Raw genomic sequence first — 17563 nt, 5'->3', positions numbered from 1 at the left:
CATGACCATCGGCATCATCCTGCGCCGCAAGGGCAACGACGTCGTGGCGATCCAGGCGCATGACAGCGTCGCGGAGGTGGCGAAGACGCTGGCGCGGCATCGCATCGGCGCGGCGCTGGTGCGCGACGGCGCGGGCGACGTGCTCGGCATCGTCAGCGAACGCGACATCGTCCGCGCCATGGCCCTGCACGGTGCCGATGCCGTCGCCATGCCAGCGGCCCAGCTCATGACGCGGGCCCTGCACACCGTCACGCCGCGGACACGGATCGGTGAGGCGCTGTCGCTGATGACCGACCGCCGCTGCCGGCATTTGCCCGTGATGGAGGATGATGGCAGCCTAGCGGGGCTGGTCTCGATCGGGGACCTGGTGAAGGCGCGGATCGAGGAAGCGGTGCATGAAGCCGAGGAACTCCGCCACTACGTCGAAAGCGCGGGCTAGCGCCCTTCTTCTCGCGCTGCTGGCCACGCCGGCAGCCGCGCAGAACCTGACGGTGGCGACGGGCGCGCCACCGACCTCGGTCGATCCGCATTTCTACAACGCGGCGCCCAACTTCGCGCTGTCCATGCACATCTTCGACCGGCTGGTGGAGCGGGATGCGGAGGTCAAGGCCTATCCGGGCCTGGCTGCCTCCTGGGAAGCGGTGGCGCCGACGGTGTGGGAGTTCCGACTGCGGCCCGGCGTCACCTGGCATGACGGCCGGCCCTTCACCAGCGAGGATGTGGCCTTCAGCGTAGCGCGGCCACCGCTGGTGCCGAACACGCCCGCCAGCTTCAGCCCCTTCGTGCGCGCCATCCAGCGGACGGAGGTGATCGACAGCCACACGGTGCGCTTCCACACGGCGCTGCCGCATCCGCTGCTGCCGGTCGAGCTCGGCTCCATCGCCATCGTCGCGAAGCATGCGACGGAGGGACGGACGACGGAGGATTTCAACAGCGGTCGCGCCGCGATCGGCACGGGGCCCTATCGCCTTGCTTCCTCCATCCCCGGCGACCGGTTCGAGCTGGTGCGGAACGACAACTGGTTCGGCCCGCGGGAGCCTTGGGCGCGCGTCACCTACCGCGTCATCGCCAACGACACGGCGCGGACGGCGGCGCTGCTGTCCGGCGATGCCGACCTGATCGACCAGGTGCCCTCCACCGACCTGGCGCGGCTGAAGCGGGATGCGCGCGTCAACATTGCCGAGATCCAGGGCCTGCGCCTGATCTTCATCGCCTTCGACCATTCCCGCACGGGCAACCTGCCGCAGGTCAGCGACAATGAAGGCCGGCCGCTGGCGGTGAACCCCTTCATGGATGTCCGCGTGCGCCGCGCCCTCAACATCGCGGTCAACCGCGATGCGCTGGTGGAGCGGGTGATGGAGGGCGCTGCGGCGCCGGCGGGGCAGTGGATGCCGCCCGGCACCACGACCCATGCGCCCGAAGTGCCGGTGCCCACCTTCGACCCCGATGCGGCGCGGCGCCTGCTGGCGGAGGCCGGCTACCCCCAGGGCTTCCGCATGACGCTGTTCACGCCGAATGACCGCTATCCCAACGACGCCCGCACCGCCCAGGCGGTGGCGCAGATGTGGACGCGGATCGGCGTGCGGACGCAGGTGGAGGCGCTGCCCTGGACCAGCTATTCCGCGCGCTCAGCCCGGCAGGAATTCCCGGCCCGCCTCGCGGGCTGGGGCAGCAGCACGGGGGAGGCGGGGAGCTTCCTGATCTCCGTCATCGGCACCTTCGACCGCGCGGCGCAGCGCGGCGCCGCCAATGCCGCCCGCTATTCCAACCCGGCGCTGGATGCGCTGACGGACCGCGCGGCGACCCTGCTGCCGCTGGAGGAGCGGGCGGCGGTGCTGCGCCAGGCGATCCGGCTGGCCAGCGACGACGTTGCCATGATCCCGCTGTTCAACATCACCAATGCCTGGGCCACGCGCCGTGGCCTGGTGCACCAGCCGCGGATGGATGAGCGGACGGTCGCGATGGGGACGCGCCCCGCGCCCTGACGGCGCCCTTGATCCGCATCAAGGACCGCGCTCGGCGCGCATCCCATCATGGCATCCAACCACGGCAGAGGATGGATTCCATGAACCACCACCATCGCAAGACGCTGCACGCCCTGTTCTCCCACCCCGTCAGCAGCAACATCGACCCGAAGCATGTGGCGTCGGTGTTCGAGGCGCTGGGCGCGGAGGTGACGCATGGCGGGCATGGCCAGGTGAAGGTCTCGCTCAACGGCCGTGCCCAGGCCTTCCATGACAGCCACCACAGCCTGTCGAAGGAGGAGGTCGGCGCGATGCGCAAGTTCCTGGAGAGCGCGGGCGTCGATCCGGCCCGGGACTACCCGCTGTAGCCGGGGGCTCTCCCGGGGGCTTGCTTCGCCCCAGGGGCTTGCTTCGCAAAGGGGTTGGGGGCGATGCTTCCGCCCCGGAGACGACATCCCCGGGAGACCTCACCATGATCAGCCGCCGTACCCTTCTTGCCGCCTCCGGCGCCGCGCTCGCCGCGCCCGCGCTGACCACGCCTGCGGCTGCGCAGACGCGCTGGCAGATGGCGACCCCCTATCCCGACGGGAACTACCACACCCGCAACATCCGCGCCTTCCTGCAGGAATTCGAACAGGCCTCGCGCGGCCAGGTCTCCGTGCAGGTGCATTCCGGCGGCGCGCTGCTGCCGATGCCGCAGATCAAGCGCGGCGTGCAGACCGGCCAGGTGCAGCTGGGCGAGATCCTGCTGACGGCCTATTCCAACGAGGACGTCTTCTTCGACGCGGACGCGATCCCGCAGCTCGTGACCAACTTCGCCGAGGCGAAGAAGCTGGCCGACCTGCAGAAGCCCTATATCGAGGCGCGCCTGGCGCGGCAGGGACTCAGCCTGCTCTACACCGTGCCCTGGCCGCCGGCGGGCCTCTATGCCCAGGCGCCGATCCCGACGATCGAGGGGCTGCGCGGGCTGCGCTTCCGCACCTTCAGCCCGGCGACCAACCGCTTCGCGGCCATCGTCGGCGCGCAGCCGACCCTGGTGCAGGCGGCCGAGCTCGCGCAGGCCTTCGCCACGGGCGTGGTGCAGGCGCAGATCACCTCCGCCCAGACCGGCGTCGATACCTCGGCCTGGGACTATGCGCGGGTCTTCACGCCGCTCGGCTTCTCCATGACCAAGAACGCGGTCCTCGTCTCCCGCCGCGCGGTGGAGGCGCTGCCGGCGGCGTTGCAGCAGGAACTCCGCGCCGCCGCAGCGCGGGCCGAGACGCGGGGCTACGAGATGGCGGCGGAAGCGGCGGCCAGCACCCAGGCGACGCTGGCCCAGCGCGGCATGCAGATCGTGCCGCCGACCGAGGAATTCCTTGCCGGGCTGCGGCGCGTCAGCACGCAGATGACCGATGAGTGGATCGCCCGCGCCGGGGAGGACGGGAAGAAGCTGATCGAGGGCTACCGGGCCTGACGCTCGACTGACGCCCCGGCGCGCAACGGCGCCGGGGCGGTGATCCTGGGGGGGACGACCATCATGATGTTCGGACGTCGCGCGGCACTCGGTGCCGTCGCTGCGGGGTTGGCGGCGCGTGGCGCCTTGGCCCAGGGCGCGCGCTGGCAGGCCGCCACGGGCTTCGCCGATGGCAACTACCATACGCGCAACCTGCGGGAGTTCATCGCGGAGGTCGCGCAGGCCACCGAGGGCGGCGTGACCATCCAGCTGCACAGCAATGGCAGCCTGATGCCGCAGCCGCAGATCAAGCGCGGCGTGCAGACGGGACAGATCCAGCTCGGCGAGATCCTGCTGACGGCCTATGGCAACGAGGATCCCTTCTTCGATGCCGATGCCGTGCCGGGCCTGGTGCAGAACCTGGAGGATGCGCGGCGGCTCGCCGCCGTGCAGGCCCCCTTCATCGAGGCGCGCTTCGCCCGCCAGGGCATGATGCTGCTCTACATGGCGCCCTGGCCGCAGGTGGCGATCACGGCGAACCAGAACCTGACGGACCCGGCGCAGCTGCGCGGGCTGCGGCTGCGGAGCTACAGCCCGATCTCGACGCGGCTCGCGGCGCTGCTCGGCGCGACGGGGACGCTGGTGACGGCGCCGGAAGTGCCCCAGGCCTTCTCCACCGGCATCATCCAGGCGCAGCTGACCACGGCGCCCGTGGCGGCGGATACGGCGGTCTGGGACTATTCCCGCTACTTCATCAACGCCGCGATCGCCACCAGCAAGAACGCCGTCTTCGTCAGCCGCCGCGCCTTCGAGGCGCTGCCCGAGGCGCAACGCGCGCTGGTGCTGCAGGCCGCCGAACGCGCCGGCGCGCGCGGGTGGCGATTGGCATCGGAAGCGCAGGCCGAAGCCGAGGCCCGGATGCGCGCCCGCGGCGTGCAGGTGGTGGAGGCGACGCCGGCGCTGCTGGGCGCGATTCGCACCGCCGGCCAGACCATGATCGAGGAATGGGCGGTGCGTGCCGGTGAAGATGGCAGGCGCATGCTGGAAGCCTATCGCGCCAGCCGGGGCTGAGGCGGGGGGCGCTTGCGCCCCGCCATCCCGCCCCCGATGATCCCGGATAACAGGACTCTCGGGGGCATCGCGGGGATGACGACAGGCATAAGCCGGATCGCGGCGGGGCGGGGCTGAGATGGCCGTGCTGCGCCGGGGGCTCGACGTTCTCTACCTCGCCGGCGGGATCGCCGGCGGTATCGCGCTGGCAGGCATCGCCTTGATCATCGCCGGCCAGGTGATCGGCCGGCAATTCGGCATTTCCCTGGATGGCGCCGACGACCTGACGGCCTTCGCGGTCGCAGGCTCCGCGCTGCTGCCGCTGGCCTACGCCTTCCGGCATGGCGCGCATATCCGCGTGGACCTGATCATCGGGCACCTCAAGGGTCGCGCGCGCTTCGTGATGGAGGCGCTGGCGCTCTTCGTCACCTTCCTGCTCTGCGCCTTCCTCGCCTATGCCGTCGGCGACCTCGCCTATGACAGCTGGCAGTTCGAGGATGTGGCGCAGGGCACGGTGCCCTGGGTCCTCTGGTACCCGCAGGGCGCCTGCGCGCTGGGTTGCGCGCTCTTCGCGGTCTGCCTGCTCGACGACCTCCTGGTGCATCTCACGGGCGGCGTGCCGTCCTATCGTCGCGCGGCGGAAGCCTCCGCGCTCACCCGTGCGATGGAGGAGCTGTAGCCATGGACCTCGCCCAGACCGAGGCCGGGCTGATCCTGCTCGGCTTCCTCTTCGCCGTCCTCGCCTTCGGCGTTTGGATCGGGCTCGGCCTGCTCTGCACCGGGCTCGTCGGCGTCATCGTGCTGCCGATGCTGATGTCCGGCATGGCGCCGCTGCCGCCGGAGAAGGTGCTGGGCAGCTCCGTCTGGGCGGCGCTTGCCTCCTGGACCCTGGCCGCGCTGCCGCTCTTCATCTGGATGGGGGAGATCCTGTTCCGGACGCGGCTGTCCGAGGACATGTTCAAGGGCCTCGCCCCCTGGGTGCAGCGGCTGCCGGGACGGCTGATGCATGTGAACGTGATCGGCTGCGGCATCTTCGCCGCCGTCTCCGGCAGTTCGGCCGCGACGGCGGCGACCATCGGGAAGATGTCGCTGCCCGCGCTGACGCAGCGCGGCTACCACCAGCCCATGGCGATCGGCTCGCTGGCCGGCGCCGGCACGCTGGGCCTGCTGATCCCGCCCTCCATCGTCATGATCGTCTACGGCGTGGCGGCGGAGGTCTCGATCGTCCGGCTCTTCATCGCCGGCATCATCCCGGGCGCGCTGCTGATGCTGCTGTTCAGCGGCTACATCGCCGTCTGGTCGATGATGAACCCGCAGCTGACGCCGCCGGCCGATCCGCCGATGTCGTTCCGCGACAAGCTGAAGGCCAGCGGGCAGCTGATCCCGGTGATCGGTCTCGTCGCCTTCGTCATGGGCAGCATCTATTTCGGCTGGGCCACGGCGACGGAGGCCGCTGTCTTCGGCGTGGTGGGCGCGCTGGCGCTCTCGGCCTGGGGGGGCACGCTGAACTGGGGGTCCTTCTCCGCCAGCCTGATGGGCGCGGTCCGCACCTCCTGCATGATCAATCTGATCCTGGCGGGCGCGGCCTTCCTTACCAAGGCGATGGCCTATTCCGGCATCCCGGCCGCGATGGCGGAATGGGTCGGCGCGCAGGGCTTCAGCCCCTTCATGATCATCGCGGTGCTGACCGTCATCTACCTGGTGCTCGGCTGCTTCATCGATGGCATCAGCATGATCGTGCTGACAGCCTCCGTGGTCCTGCCGATCATCGCGGCGACCGGCTTCGACCTGATCTGGTTCGGGATCTTCATCGTGCTGGTGGTGGAGATGGCGCAGATCACGCCGCCGGTCGGCTTCAACCTCTTCGTGCTGCAGGGGTTGACCGGGAAAGACATGCTGACGGTAGCCCGCAATACGCTACCCTTCTTCCTGCTGATGCTCGCGGCGGTCGCGCTGGTGACGCTGTTCCCGGCCATCGTCACCTTCCTGCCGAACACGATGTTCGGGGCCTGAACACAAGAACGGCGCGGCCAGGTCTCCCCGGCCGCGCCGCTTTGGCCTGTGGCCGGGCCGGGACGTTTCCGCTCCCGGCCCGGGGCGTTCATCTTTAGCGGATGGGCGCGCCGCTCGCGCCACCACCGGAGCCACCGGTGCCGCCGGCGCCCGGATCGGCGCCCGTCGCCGTGCCGCTGCGCTCGGCCGGGCCGCCGGCGCGGTTGCCGCTGGTGATCCCTGGCGTCGTCGCCATGCCCGGCATCGTGGACGCGCCGCCGCCGGAGCCGCCCGTGCCGCCGGTGCCCGGATCGGCGCCCGTCGCCGTGCCGCTGCGCTCCAGACGGCCGCCCGCGGGCCCAGGCATCGTGGGATTCGGGTTGCCGAAGCTGGGCTGGCCCGACAGGCCGCCGGGCGGCGTGGACGGCGTGCTTCCGCCTGACCCGCCCGTGCCGCCCGTTCCGGGATCCGCATCCGTGGCGGTGCCGCTGCGGTCGGGGTTGGTCTGGCTGACCATGCCGCCGCCCATATAGGCGCGGTCACGGTCGGACATGCGGCTGCGGGTGCCCGTGCTGCCGGCGGCGCTGACGTTGAGCGCGGCCATCGTCTGGCTGTCGAGGCGACCGCTCGGCTCGATGTTGTTGGCGCGCTGGAAGTCCATGGTCGCCTGCCGCGTGCGATCGCCCATGATGCCGTCAGCCGGGCCGGGATTATAGCCGCGCGAAGCCAGCGCCTGCTGCGCCTGGCGCGTCGAGCTCTGGCTCGCGCTGCCGCGGGCGCTGGTGTTGCTGACGCCCGGGACGCGCGTCTCCGGGTTTTCCCAGACCGGACGACCCAGGTTCACGTCCCGCGGGGAGGTGGTGGCGCCGGTGATGGCACCCGCGCCGCCGCCGATGGCCGCACCCGCCAACGCCCCGACCGGCCCGCCGAGCGCGCCGACGCCGGCGCCCGTCGCCGCACCGGCGGCAGCGCCACCCTGAACCCGCTCCTGCGGGTCCGTGCCGCAGGCGGCAACCATCAAGCCCAGCGCCGCTGCGCCCATAATCTTCGCGTACATCGCTTCGCTCCTCGTTATTCCGGCGCCGACCCCGGTTGGGCAGGGGGCGAGGTCCGGATCATCCGACGGGCGAACAACGCGGGTTCGATGGCGATGGTTGCGTGGCCGTGTGTGTCGAGCGCGAGCGGAAGCGGTCTTAGCCCGCGGTCGTGATCGCGCCCGAACCAGCCAGTGCGGCGACGCGGGCGGCGATGGCAGGGGTCGCGGTGCCATCCAGCCCGAGCAGGCGGACGATGCCGGGGGCGAGTTCGGCTTCCGTCGTCTGCGGCATGGCGGCCAGCAAGGCGCGTGCGGCGGCCTCCACCTCGGCCGGCGCGACCATGGCGGGGCGACGGAGATGCGGCGCCGCGGCGCGGCGATCGCGTGGCGTGACGGCGGGCGCATCCTCCGAGGTCCAGAAGCCGCCGGCCTCCGATACGCCTTGCAGTTGCGCGGCCAGGCGCAGCGCCTGCTGCGCCGCAGCGCGGTCAGCCGCGTCGAGCCGTTCCTTGCCCCAGAGCAGGCGGATGCGCTCCAGCACCGCATCGGCGTGGATCGGCTGCTCCGTGCGGATGATGCTGGCCAGCACTTCCGACAGCGCGGCGAAGGGCATGGCGGGGATGGCGGTGGCGCGGTCGATCTCCGGCGTCGCCTCGACATAGGGCGTGGCGAGGCCGGGATCGGGGCCGCCCACCGGCGCGGCTTCGGGCGCTTCCGGCGTGGCGCCCAGCGCGGCGCGCAGGCGGGCGCGTTCGGCTTCCGGGCGTTGCAGCCAGGCGAGCGACCAGGCGCGGTGCAGGCGCCAGCCCATCTGGCCGAGGGCGGCGGCGCGGCCACGTTCGCGGTCCCGTGCCGCGCGGATGCCAGCCCAGTCGCCCGCATCGGCCTCAACGCCCAGGATGAAGTCGTCGCCCTCCCGCGCCGCGACGTCGAGGAACAGCCCCGCAGTCCCCACGCGCCCCACGGCTTCCTTCCCTGCCGCCGCGATCTCGGCCCCGATCACCGTCCCCAGCCCCGCGCGCACTGCGCCCGTAGCCGGCGCCCCGCTTCGCAACCCACCCGCGGCAGCCTGAAGAAAAGATTTCAGGGCGGCGACGCCGCGGCCGGCGGCGCGGTCAAGGTCGATATCCTCCGCGCCGATGCCGCTGAAGACGATGCAGCGCTTCTTGGCGCGGGTGATGAGGACGTTGAGTCGCCGTTCGCCGCCATCGGCGGAAAGCGGGCCGAAGCGCATGGCGAGCTTGCCGTCCGCGCCGCGGGCATAGCCGACGCTGATCAGGATGGCGTCGCGTTCGTCGCCCTGCACGTTCTCCAGGTTCTTCACGAAGAAGGGCTCGTGCTCATGCGCCGTGAAGAAGGCCTCGGTCTCAGGGCTCTCACGCCGCAACGCTTCCACCGCGTCCAGGATCGCGTCGCGCTGCTTGAGCGAGAAGGCGGCGACGCCGAGCGTATCGCCCGGCGTTTCCTTCGCGTGGCGCAGCACGGCCTCGGCAACAGCGCGCGCTTCCGTGCGGTTCACGCCGGCGCCGGCTTCCCAGGTGCCATCGACGCGGACCAGCGAGAGGCCGAGCGTCGCGGAGCGCGCGCGCGGCGAGGGCAGGACGAAAAGGCGGCTGCCGTAGAACTCGGCGTTGGAGGTGGCGATCAGGCTTTCGTGCCGGCTGCGGTAGTGCCAGCGCAGCATGACGTTGGGCACGCCACGCGCATTGGCGAGGCCGAGGATGCTCTCCACCTCCCGCGCTGCCACGGCCTCGCCGGTGTCCTCGGCCTCCACGGCCTCGTCATCCTCCGACGTCATGCGCTGGAAGAAGCGGGTGGGCGGCATCTGCTTGTCGTCGCCGACGACGACGACCTGGCCGCAGCGCGCGATGGCGCCGAGCGCATCGACAGGTTCGACCTGCGAGGCCTCGTCGATCACCAGCAGGTCGAAGGAGAGGCCTGGGCGGAGGCCATGCGGCGGCGCCAGGAACTGCGCGACGGAGAGCGGCGACATCATCAGCACGGGCTTGGCCGCCTGCACGACCTGGCCAGCGCGCAGCAGCAATTCGCGCACGGGCAGGTGGCCGCGCTTCTTCTCGAACTCGCCCATCAGCAGGGTGAAGCCGGGCAGGTCCCGCAGTGCCGCGATGCGCGCGGCATGGGCGGCGCTGCATTCGCGGCGGGCCAGGTCGATGCGCGCGCGGTCGGCCTCCGCGAAGTCGGCCACCAGCCGGTCGAAGCCGGCGCCGTCGAAGGCGGCGAGTTCCGGGCGCGCGCGCATGGCGGCCTTCAGCAGCGCTTCCTCCAGCGCATAGTCGAAGGCGGGCCGGGCGGCTTCCGGCGCCAGGCGGCCATCGGCCAGGCGTTCGACGATGGGGGCGAGATCCTCGCCCGCCGCCGCCACCGCGCGACGCCAGCCGAGCCAGAGCGGCAGGGTCTCCGGCTGGCCGGCCCAGTCGCCGAGGCGGGCGGCGACGTCGGCGAGCGGCGGGTCCGCGGTGCCGAAGGCGGCCGCGCTGTCGAGCGCCGTGGCGGCGAGCAACTCCTCATGCGCAGCGAGGGCGGCTTCGACCAGGGCGGCGTCGATCATCGGCATCCCGGCAGCAAGCGCGGCCGCTGCCTCCGCGCCATGGGTTTCGCGCCAGTCCAGAAGCGCGGCCATGGCAGGGGCATCGCCCCAGAGGCTGCCGAAGGCGGCGCCGCCCAGCGCTTCGCCTTGTGCCACCGCGCGGGCCGCGTCCTGCCCCGCCAACGCGGCATCGAGGGCGGGGAGGGGATCGGCCCCCTCCGCCACCACGCGGGCGGCGAGGGCCTTGGCGTTGCGCTGGGTGGCGGAGAGGAAGCCGAAGAGGCCGCCGCCGCTGGCCAGCGCCGTGCGCGCTTCCGCGATGCCGGCCTCTGACAGGGCGCCGGGTTTCAGGCGACGATCCGATTGCGCGGCGGCGAGGGCCGCCTGGGCAGAGGCGAGGGCGCGGAGCGGCGCGGAATCGGCGGCCCAGGCGGGATGCGCCAGGGCGGCGCGGTCATGCGCCGGCGAAGCCGCGACGGCGGCGGAAAGGGCGAGCAGCGACCTCGCCGCCTCGGCGCCGGGCGCGGCGCGGCCCAGGGCCTGTGCCGCCGGGGCGGCGGCCCGTGCACCGGCCGACAGCGCCCGGATCAGCGCGGGCAGGCGCGCCAGCAGGCGCTCCTGCTCGATCGGAGCGAGGTCGGCGGTGACGCCGCGCCAGGCGCTGGACGGGCCGCCTTCCGCCGCGCGGGCGGCGAGTTCCTCGACCGCCGCCTCCGCCGCGGCGATGCGGTCGGCCGTCCAGTCGCCAGCGGCGAGGAGGAAATCGGGCGCGGCCTGGCCGCCGGCCCGCAGCCCGACCAGGCGGCCGACCACGGCATGCAGCGGCCGTCCGCTCTCGCCGATCGGCGCTTCCATGGCGCGGGCATGGCCGTTCAGGCGGCCGCGCAGCGAACCGAGCCGGCGGATCAGCGCATCGCGGTCCGGCCGGCGCGGCGGGGGCAGGGCGAGCGTCGCGCGAAGCTCATCCAGCACGGCCCGCTTCGACTGCTTCTCGCTGTGCAACTCCAGGCAGGCGGCACCCAGGCCGATGGCGCCGAGGCGCCGCTGCACCACCTCCAGCGCCGCCAGCTTCTCCGCCACGAACAGCACGCGCCGGCCATCCAGCACGGCCTGGGCGATGATGTTGGCGATGGTCTGCGACTTGCCGGTGCCGGGCGGGCCCTGGATGACGGTATGGCCGCCGCGCCTGACCGCCTCCGCCGCCAGGGCCTGACTGCCATCCACATCCATGACGTGGTCCAGGCGCTCGACCGGAATCTCCGCATCCACGTCGGTGTCATCGGGGAAGGGGGGCGGCGTGGCGAGGGCTTCGCCGCCGACGAGCGCGCGGACCATGGGGTGGGTCAGCAGGCCCGGATTGGCGGCGGGATCGAGGTCACGCCACATCAGGAACTTCTGGAAGCTGAACAGGCCGACCGCGAGCCCGTCCGGGTCCACGGACCATCCCTCGCGGCCGCCCAGGGCGATGCGGACGGCCTCCGCCCAGGCGGTAGGGTCGTAGGCTTCCGCATCGAAGGGGGGCAGTTCCAGCCGGAACTCGGCGGAGAGCTTCTCCCTGAGGCTGAGGTTCTCCTGCACCTCGAGCCCCGCCGCGCGCAGCCGGTAATTCTGGCCGACGCCCTCCCGTTCCAGCGTCACGGGCAGCAGGGCGAGGGGCGCCAGGCGTTCCGTCTCCGGCGTGGCGGGATCGCGCCAGGCCAGGGTGCCGAGGGCGAGGGAGAGGGTGGCGACGCCCGTCTCCTCCCGCGCCGTGCGGGCATCCTGCATCAGGTCGCGAAGGCGCCGCGAGAGATCCTCCGGCGAGAGCCGGACGCGGAGCTTGGTGTCGCGGCGCGCCTCCTCCGCGGATTGCGCCGCATCGGCGGTGGCGATGCCCTCGGCCCGGCGAGGACGGCCGGCACGGCGCCGGCGGGGCGCGGGGGTCTCGCCCTCGGCGGGCGGCGCTGCGGCCTCGGCGGGCGCGGACTCGAAGCCGAAGGCTCGACCGGCGCCCAGCGCCTCCAGCACGAAATCGGCGTCCTCATCCTCCAGGATGATGACGCCGCGGGACCGGCCTGGCTTCGGCAGGGCCAGCAGGCGGTTGCGGGTGGACAGGTCCAGCAGCCCGCGACGGGCTTCCTGCAGGCGGGCGGCGAGGGCGGCGTCATCCATGCCGCCGGAGTTAGTGCGCGGGTGCGGCGCCGAGAAGGCGGAGGATGCGGATCTCCTCCAGGTCATGCTCCAGTTCCAGCGCGGTGAGCAGGCCGTCATCCAGCTTGCCGTCGCGATGGTGGTCGAGAAGGGCGCGGCGGCCTTCCCGCAGCGCGGCCAGGCGGATCTGCATCCGCGCCTCCAGCTCCGACTGTCCGGTGCCCTTGGCGAGGGTGTGGAAGACCCGCGCCTTGTCGCTGTATTCGGAGAGCAGGTCCTGCGCGACGGGGCCTTCCAGGATGTCCTCCGCCCGGCGCTGGATCTCCGCCAGCGTGGCGGCGGCGACGTGGCGGCGGACGGCGGCTTCCTCCGGCGCCATGCCATCGATGCGCGGTTCCTCCACCTTGAAGCGGCGGATCACCCATTCCAGCGTGGTGCCCTGCACCACCAGCGTCGCCAGGATGGCGCAGAAGGCGAGGAAGACCAGCAGGTCGCGTTCCGGGAAATCCAGTGGCAGGGCCAGCGCTGCGGCCAGCGAGACGACGCCCCGCATCCCCGCCCAGGAGATGACGACGGCATGGCCGACCGGTGGCGGCGGCTGGTGGCGCCGGATGGCGGGCAGAAGGCGGGAGGCGTAGAGCGCCGGGAACACCCAGAGGAAGCGCGCGACGATCAGCGCCACCGAAAGGAGGACGGCGAGCCCCACCAGCTCTCCCACGCTGTGCGTCGTGATGCGGTCCAGGATCGCCCGCAGTTGCAGGCCGGTCAGGATGAAGACCAGGCTGGTCAGCACGAATTCGACGAACTGCCAGACGCTGACGGCCGCGACGCGGCTTTGCGGCGACAGGCTGGCATGCTGCTTCTGGCCCAGCACGAGGCCCGTGGTCACCACCGCCATGACGCCGGATAGATGAAAAGCCTCCGCCGCCATGAAGCTGGCGAAGCAGGCGATGAAGCTGGCGGCCACGACCAGCAGCGTGTCCTTCAGCCGCGGGAAGACCCAGGCGCCGGCGAGGCCGACGCCATAGCCGATGGCGATGCCGCCGGCCGCGACGAGGACGAAGGAGAAGGCGGCCTGTTCGATCGCGACGCCGCCTGCCGCGACGGCCGCGATGGCAAAGCGGTAGAGCACCAGCGCCGTGGCGTCGTTCACCAGGCTCTCGCCCTCCAGCACGGTGACGATGCGGCGAGGGATGCGCAGGCGCTGCAACACGGCGGCGGCCGCGACCGCATCGGGCGGCGCCACGATGGCACCCAGCGCCACGGCGGCCGCCCAGGGCAAGGCGGGGATCAGCAGCTTGGCGACCAACGCGATGACGACGGCGGTGAACAGCACGGCACCCACGGCGAGGAGCAGGATGGGCCGGATATTGGCGCGGAAGGCCCGCCAATCCGTCCGCCATGCGCTGGCCTGCAGCAGGGGCGGCAGGAAGAAGGCCAGCGCGATCTGTGGATTGAGCGTGACGGAGGGCAGGCCCGGCACGAAAGCCAGCGCCATGCCGCCCAGCACGAGGATGACCGCATAGGGCATGTTCAGCCGGCGGGCGACCAGCGCGAAGCCGATGCAGACCGCGATCAGGGCCAGCACGGCCTCGACGATTTCCATGCGGCAACCATAGCGGAAGCGGGGGGGAGGGCGGCAACCGCCGGTCTTGGGCGGGCGCCTCCTGCTTCCCATTTTGGGAGCCGAAAGGAACTTCTCGCATGCTCGATGCACCATTGCCCCCGGATGCGGGGCTGCTGGATGCCTATTCCGCCGCCGTCACCACGGCGGTCGGCCGTGCCGGACCCTCCGTCGTCAATGTCGCCGTCAGCAGCCCGCGCGGGCGCGGCGGTGGATCGGGCGTCATCGTCTCCCCCGACGGGCTCGTGCTGACCAACAGCCATGTCATCGCCGGCAGCACGCGGATCGAGGTGACGACGGCGGAAGGCGCGCGATTCGCTGCCACGCTGCTGGGCGACGATCCCGACACCGACCTGGCCCTGCTGCGGGCGGAGACGGCGGCGGCGCTGCCCGCGGCGATGCTGGGGGAGAGTGCAGGGCTGCGTGTCGGGCAGGTCGCGATCGCCATCGGCAATCCGCTGGGCTTCTCCAGCACCGTCACGGCCGGCGTCGTCAGCGCGCTGGGGCGGACGCTGGCAGGGCGGGGCGGGCGGCCGATCGAGGATCTGATCCAGACGGACGCCGCGCTGAACCCCGGCAATTCCGGCGGCGCGCTGGTGGATGCGCGGGGCGCCGTGATCGGCGTGAACACCGCCATGATCGGAGGCGCGCAGGGACTCTGCTTCGCCGTGGCCGCCGATACGGCGCGGCTGGTGCTGGGGCACCTCGTCCGCTTCGGCCGCGTGAAGCGCGCCTTCCTCGGCCTTTCCGGGCAGCAGGAGGCGGTGCCGCGCCGCTTCGCCCGCGCGCATGGCATCGCGCAACCGACGGCGCTGCTGGTGGCGGCGGTGTCGAAGGATGGCCCGGCCGATCGCGCGGGGATCGAGGCAGGCGACCTGCTGCTGTCGATCGCTGGCGATCCCATCGCCCATGTCGCCGACCTGCTGCGCTGGCTGACCGGGGAACGGGTGGGGCAGGCGGCGGAGGCCGTGCTGCTGCGGCGTGGCGACCTGCGGAGGCGGATGGTGGTGCCTGCGGAGCGGGGCTGAGCGCCCTTCCCATCGCGCTGCCCTGGGCGGGGCACCGGGAGTGTGATGGTGAAATACAACCTAGAGTATAGGGGGATTGGTGGCCCCCCTCAACCTTCGTTAATCATTCGTGGCATCCCGAACGTCCTGAGGCCGCGCCATGCGAGATATCGATCTGAACACCCTGTCCGCGGCGCAGGGCACGCGCATCGCCATGCAGGACTTCCTGGGGTTCGGGCAGGGGATTGCTGGCGCAGGCGACATCGACAATGACGGCATCGCCGACCTTATCCTCGTGACGTATGACGGCGCTCGAATCCTGTATGGCCAGGCCGGCGGCTTCGGGGCGACTCTCGATCTCGCCACGCTTGGCTCCGCGCAGCAGACCTTCGTCCTCCCCTATGCGCTCGGCGGTGCGCGCTTCGGGTTCTCGGTGGACGCCGGAGGCGACGTGAACGGGGACGGCATCGACGACATCGTCATCGGTGTTCCCAGCGAATCCAGTGGCTTCGGCGCCGATCCCGGTCGCGTGCTGGTGATCTATGGCAGGGATGGCGGCCTTGGCGCGACCCTGGACACAAACGCCCTGACCGTCGAGCAGGGCTTCTTGGTCGAGGGCCTGTCAACGGCAAGGGACGCGCCGTTCAGTTCGCTACGGTTCGGTTTCGATGTCGCCATGCTGGGCGACGTGGATGGCGATGGATTGGGCGACATCGCGACACTGTCGCAGCGCGCGAGCTTGTCTCGGCCACTCTTCGCGGCCGTGGTCTATGGTGACGCCGATCGTGATGACGGAACGGTGCGGCTCGAGGGCGTTCCGGCTGACCAGGGACTGACCTGGACCAACAACGGGAACAGCTTGGCGGGTGTCGGCGACGTCAACGGCGATGGTCGCGATGACGTCCTGCTGGCGACGGATGGCGTCGCCGTGCTTCTGTTCGGCCAGGACGCCGCGTGGGGGACGGTGGATTATGGGACGCTGACGCCCGACCGCGGCATCCGCATCCTGACCAGCAATCCGGGGTCGACGGGCACCATCGGGCACGTGGCGCGGGCCGGGGACCTGAACGGCGACGGCATCGCCGACATGCTGATCACGCAGACCGTGCCCATAAGTGGCACCGGCTTCTGGGTCGATCATGGCGACACCCCTGTCCATATCGTCTATGGCCGCGCCGAAGGCTTCAGCGCCGATATCGATCTCGCGACACTGTCCGCGGGCCAGGCCACCCGGATCATCCATAGCGGCGCGGCCGAATTCATCGGCGCCAGCATGGCATCGGCTGGCGACATGAACGGCGACGGCATCGACGACATCGTCGTCATTGCGGACCGCGGCAATGCGTTCTTCGGCGTGGCGGCCTATGTCGTCTATGGGCAGCTCGGGGGGCTGCCAGCCCTGATCGACCTGGCGAACCTGGAGGAGGACCAGGGCTTCCGCATCAGCCATGGCCTGCTCGATCTCGAAATCGGTGCCTACGTGATTCATCCGTCTCCCGCCGGTGTCGGCGACGTGAATGGGGACGGTGCCGACGACCTGCTTCTCGCCACGTTCGATGACTGGTCGACGCCGTTTCTCGTTTACGGCCAGGTCGAGGCCCTGGACTGGGGCGGCACGAATGACGCCGATGGCAAGTCCGGCACCAACCTCGATGACGTCCTGTCCGGCCGCGGCGGCAATGACTGGATGCTCGGCCGCGGGGGAGAAGACACGCTCCTCGGCGGCGCGGGTGGCGATACGCTGGAAGGCGGCGATCACAACGATCTTCTCGATGGCGGCCGGGACGGGGACCTGCTGAAGGCTGGTGCGGGGCAGGACACACTGATCGGCGGCGAGGGCGGCGACACGCTGGATGGCGGCGCCGGCGCAGATATGCTGATCGGCGGCGCGGGCTTCGATGTCTTCGTCATCGACGATGCGGGCGACGTCATCATCGATGATCCCTCCTCCTCCGGCCTGGTCGAATCGGCGGTGACCTGGCGGCTGACGGGAAGCCACCTCTTCCTGACCCTGACGGGCACGGCCGCCATCAATGGCTTCGGCAGCGCTGCGGGCGACGCGATGACGGGCAATGATGCCGCGAACCGGCTGGCCGGCCGGGATGGGCGGGATCGCCTGACCGGCGGGGGCGGCAATGACCGCCTGCTGGGTGAAAGGGGGGACGACACCCTGGTGGGGGAGGCGGGGAGTGACGCGCTGCTGGGCGGAGACGGTGCTGATTCGCTGGATGGCGGCGTGGGGTTCGACTGGATGACCGGCGGGCTTGGCGCCGACAGCTTCCGTTTCAGCGCGGCGCCGGTCTCGGCGGCGGCCGATCGCATCTACGATTTCTCGGCCGCCGAGGGTGATCGCATCGTCATCAGCCTGGCCGCCTTCGATCCTTCGGGCGCGACGGGTCTTGTCGCAGGGTCGCTCTCGGGCCAGGCGGGCCGCTTCCAGGCCAGCCTGACGGGCATGGCCGCGACGGCGGAGGCCCGCTTCATCTTTGAGACCGATGCGGGGCGGCTCTACTTCGATGCCGATGGTCGCGGCGGGGAGGCGGGGGTGCTGGTGGCGCGGCTCAGCGGTGCGCCGACCGTGCTGGCTGGCGACATCTGGCTGGAATGACGCCGCCGCCTCACTTCTTCCGCGTCAGCGCCAGCACCAGCACGATGGCGGCGATGAGGGCGACCGCCACCATCCCCTCCACCACCGGGAAGTTCGGCGCATCGCGCGCGACGAAAATTGCGGCGATGGCGCCGGCGGCGAGCAGCAGGATGCGGAGCAGCCAGGACAT

13 protein-coding genes are annotated in these 17563 nt (G+C 71.5%); 9 read left to right on the top strand and 4 right to left on the bottom strand.

The window, feature by feature from the left end; all coding sequences use genetic code 11:
* The first annotated feature begins 1 nt into the window (after position 1).
* From G3576_RS04780 to G3576_RS04750, 7 genes are all read left to right on the top strand, one after another.
* The gene (locus G3576_RS04780) at positions 2–439 is read left to right on the top strand and encodes a CBS domain-containing protein (RefSeq protein WP_164693149.1); all 438 of its coding nucleotides are present in this window, start codon (positions 2–4) and stop codon (positions 437–439) included.
* On the top strand, positions 396–1985 hold the full coding sequence (locus tag G3576_RS04775) for an ABC transporter substrate-binding protein (protein WP_164693148.1): 1590 nt from the start codon (positions 396–398) through the stop codon (positions 1983–1985). Before G3576_RS04780 ends, G3576_RS04775 begins: the two co-directional genes overlap by 44 nt.
* An 80-nt stretch (positions 1986–2065) precedes the next feature.
* Positions 2066–2332, top strand: a complete 267-nt coding sequence (locus G3576_RS04770; protein ID WP_164693147.1) for a hypothetical protein — start codon at positions 2066–2068, stop codon at positions 2330–2332.
* Between the two features lie 104 nt (positions 2333–2436).
* A complete protein-coding gene (locus tag G3576_RS04765) occupies positions 2437–3420 on the top strand; it encodes a TRAP transporter substrate-binding protein (protein WP_164693146.1) in 984 nt (327 codons plus the stop codon).
* Between the two features lie 63 nt (positions 3421–3483).
* A complete protein-coding gene (locus G3576_RS04760) occupies positions 3484–4470 on the top strand; it encodes a TRAP transporter substrate-binding protein (RefSeq protein WP_164693145.1) in 987 nt (328 codons plus the stop codon).
* 118 nt (positions 4471–4588) lie between these two features.
* Positions 4589–5128: a TRAP transporter small permease gene (locus G3576_RS04755; RefSeq protein WP_164693144.1), complete on the top strand. Its 540-nt coding sequence runs from the start codon at positions 4589–4591 to the stop codon at positions 5126–5128.
* A 2-nt stretch (positions 5129–5130) separates the two neighbouring features.
* A complete protein-coding gene (locus G3576_RS04750; RefSeq protein WP_164693143.1) occupies positions 5131–6462 on the top strand; it encodes a TRAP transporter large permease in 1332 nt (443 codons plus the stop codon).
* Positions 6463–6556: 94 nt separating this feature from the next.
* Here the strand turns inward: G3576_RS04750 and G3576_RS04745 are convergent, their stop codons facing one another.
* The 3 genes from G3576_RS04745 to G3576_RS04735 all read right to left on the bottom strand — a co-directional run bounded on the left by G3576_RS04745 (position 6557) and on the right by G3576_RS04735 (position 13761).
* Positions 6557–7498, bottom strand: coding sequence for a peptidoglycan-binding domain-containing protein (locus tag G3576_RS04745; protein ID WP_164693142.1), 942 nt, complete (start codon positions 7496–7498; stop codon positions 6557–6559).
* Between the two features lie 136 nt (positions 7499–7634).
* Positions 7635–12176 (bottom strand): DUF4011 domain-containing protein, encoded by a 4542-nt coding sequence (locus G3576_RS32165; RefSeq protein ID WP_164693141.1) that lies wholly within the window; start codon positions 12174–12176, stop codon positions 7635–7637.
* 10 nt (positions 12177–12186) lie between these two features.
* Positions 12187–13761, bottom strand: coding sequence for a Na+/H+ antiporter (locus G3576_RS04735; protein WP_164693140.1), 1575 nt, complete (start codon positions 13759–13761; stop codon positions 12187–12189).
* Between the two features lie 98 nt (positions 13762–13859).
* On the opposite strand from G3576_RS04735, the gene G3576_RS04730 reads away from it, so the two are divergent.
* Entirely contained in the window at positions 13860–14807 is a 948-nt protein-coding gene (locus G3576_RS04730) for a S1C family serine protease (protein ID WP_164693139.1), read from the top strand.
* A gap of 139 nt (positions 14808–14946) precedes the next feature.
* A complete protein-coding gene (locus tag G3576_RS04725; protein WP_164693138.1) occupies positions 14947–17394 on the top strand; it encodes an FG-GAP-like repeat-containing protein in 2448 nt (815 codons plus the stop codon).
* 10 nt (positions 17395–17404) lie between these two features.
* Here G3576_RS04725 and G3576_RS04720 read toward each other — a convergent pair whose 3' ends face one another.
* Positions 17405–17563, bottom strand: coding sequence for a hypothetical protein (locus tag G3576_RS04720; protein ID WP_164693137.1), 159 nt, complete (start codon positions 17561–17563; stop codon positions 17405–17407).

It is taken from the genome of Falsiroseomonas algicola (genome assembly GCF_011040385.1).
Lineage (GTDB): Bacteria > Pseudomonadota > Alphaproteobacteria > Acetobacterales > Acetobacteraceae > Falsiroseomonas > Falsiroseomonas algicola.
This window is presented reverse-complemented; position numbering and strand designations above follow the sequence as displayed.

What these genes read in the sequence shown, in the direction of transcription:
- G3576_RS04735 (WP_164693140.1), bottom strand. Translation starts at nt 13,761, where the DNA reads ATGGAAATCGTCGAGGCCGTGCTGGCCCTGATCGCGGTCTGCATCGGC.
- G3576_RS04760 (WP_164693145.1), top strand. Translation starts at nt 3,484, where the DNA reads ATGATGTTCGGACGTCGCGCGGCACTCGGTGCCGTCGCTGCGGGGTTG.
- G3576_RS32165 (WP_164693141.1), bottom strand. Translation starts at nt 12,176, where the DNA reads ATGGATGACGCCGCCCTCGCCGCCCGCCTGCAGGAAGCCCGTCGCGGG.
- G3576_RS04725 (WP_164693138.1), top strand. Translation starts at nt 14,947, where the DNA reads ATGCGAGATATCGATCTGAACACCCTGTCCGCGGCGCAGGGCACGCGC.
- G3576_RS04765 (WP_164693146.1), top strand. Translation starts at nt 2,437, where the DNA reads ATGATCAGCCGCCGTACCCTTCTTGCCGCCTCCGGCGCCGCGCTCGCC.
- G3576_RS04755 (WP_164693144.1), top strand. Translation starts at nt 4,589, where the DNA reads ATGGCCGTGCTGCGCCGGGGGCTCGACGTTCTCTACCTCGCCGGCGGG.
- G3576_RS04745 (WP_164693142.1), bottom strand. Translation starts at nt 7,498, where the DNA reads ATGTACGCGAAGATTATGGGCGCAGCGGCGCTGGGCTTGATGGTTGCC.
- G3576_RS04770 (WP_164693147.1), top strand. Translation starts at nt 2,066, where the DNA reads ATGAACCACCACCATCGCAAGACGCTGCACGCCCTGTTCTCCCACCCC.
- G3576_RS04720 (WP_164693137.1), bottom strand. Translation starts at nt 17,563, where the DNA reads ATGTCCTGGCTGCTCCGCATCCTGCTGCTCGCCGCCGGCGCCATCGCC.
- G3576_RS04780 (WP_164693149.1), top strand. Translation starts at nt 2, where the DNA reads ATGACCATCGGCATCATCCTGCGCCGCAAGGGCAACGACGTCGTGGCG.
- G3576_RS04730 (WP_164693139.1), top strand. Translation starts at nt 13,860, where the DNA reads ATGCTCGATGCACCATTGCCCCCGGATGCGGGGCTGCTGGATGCCTAT.
- G3576_RS04775 (WP_164693148.1), top strand. Translation starts at nt 396, where the DNA reads ATGAAGCCGAGGAACTCCGCCACTACGTCGAAAGCGCGGGCTAGCGCC.
- G3576_RS04750 (WP_164693143.1), top strand. Translation starts at nt 5,131, where the DNA reads ATGGACCTCGCCCAGACCGAGGCCGGGCTGATCCTGCTCGGCTTCCTC.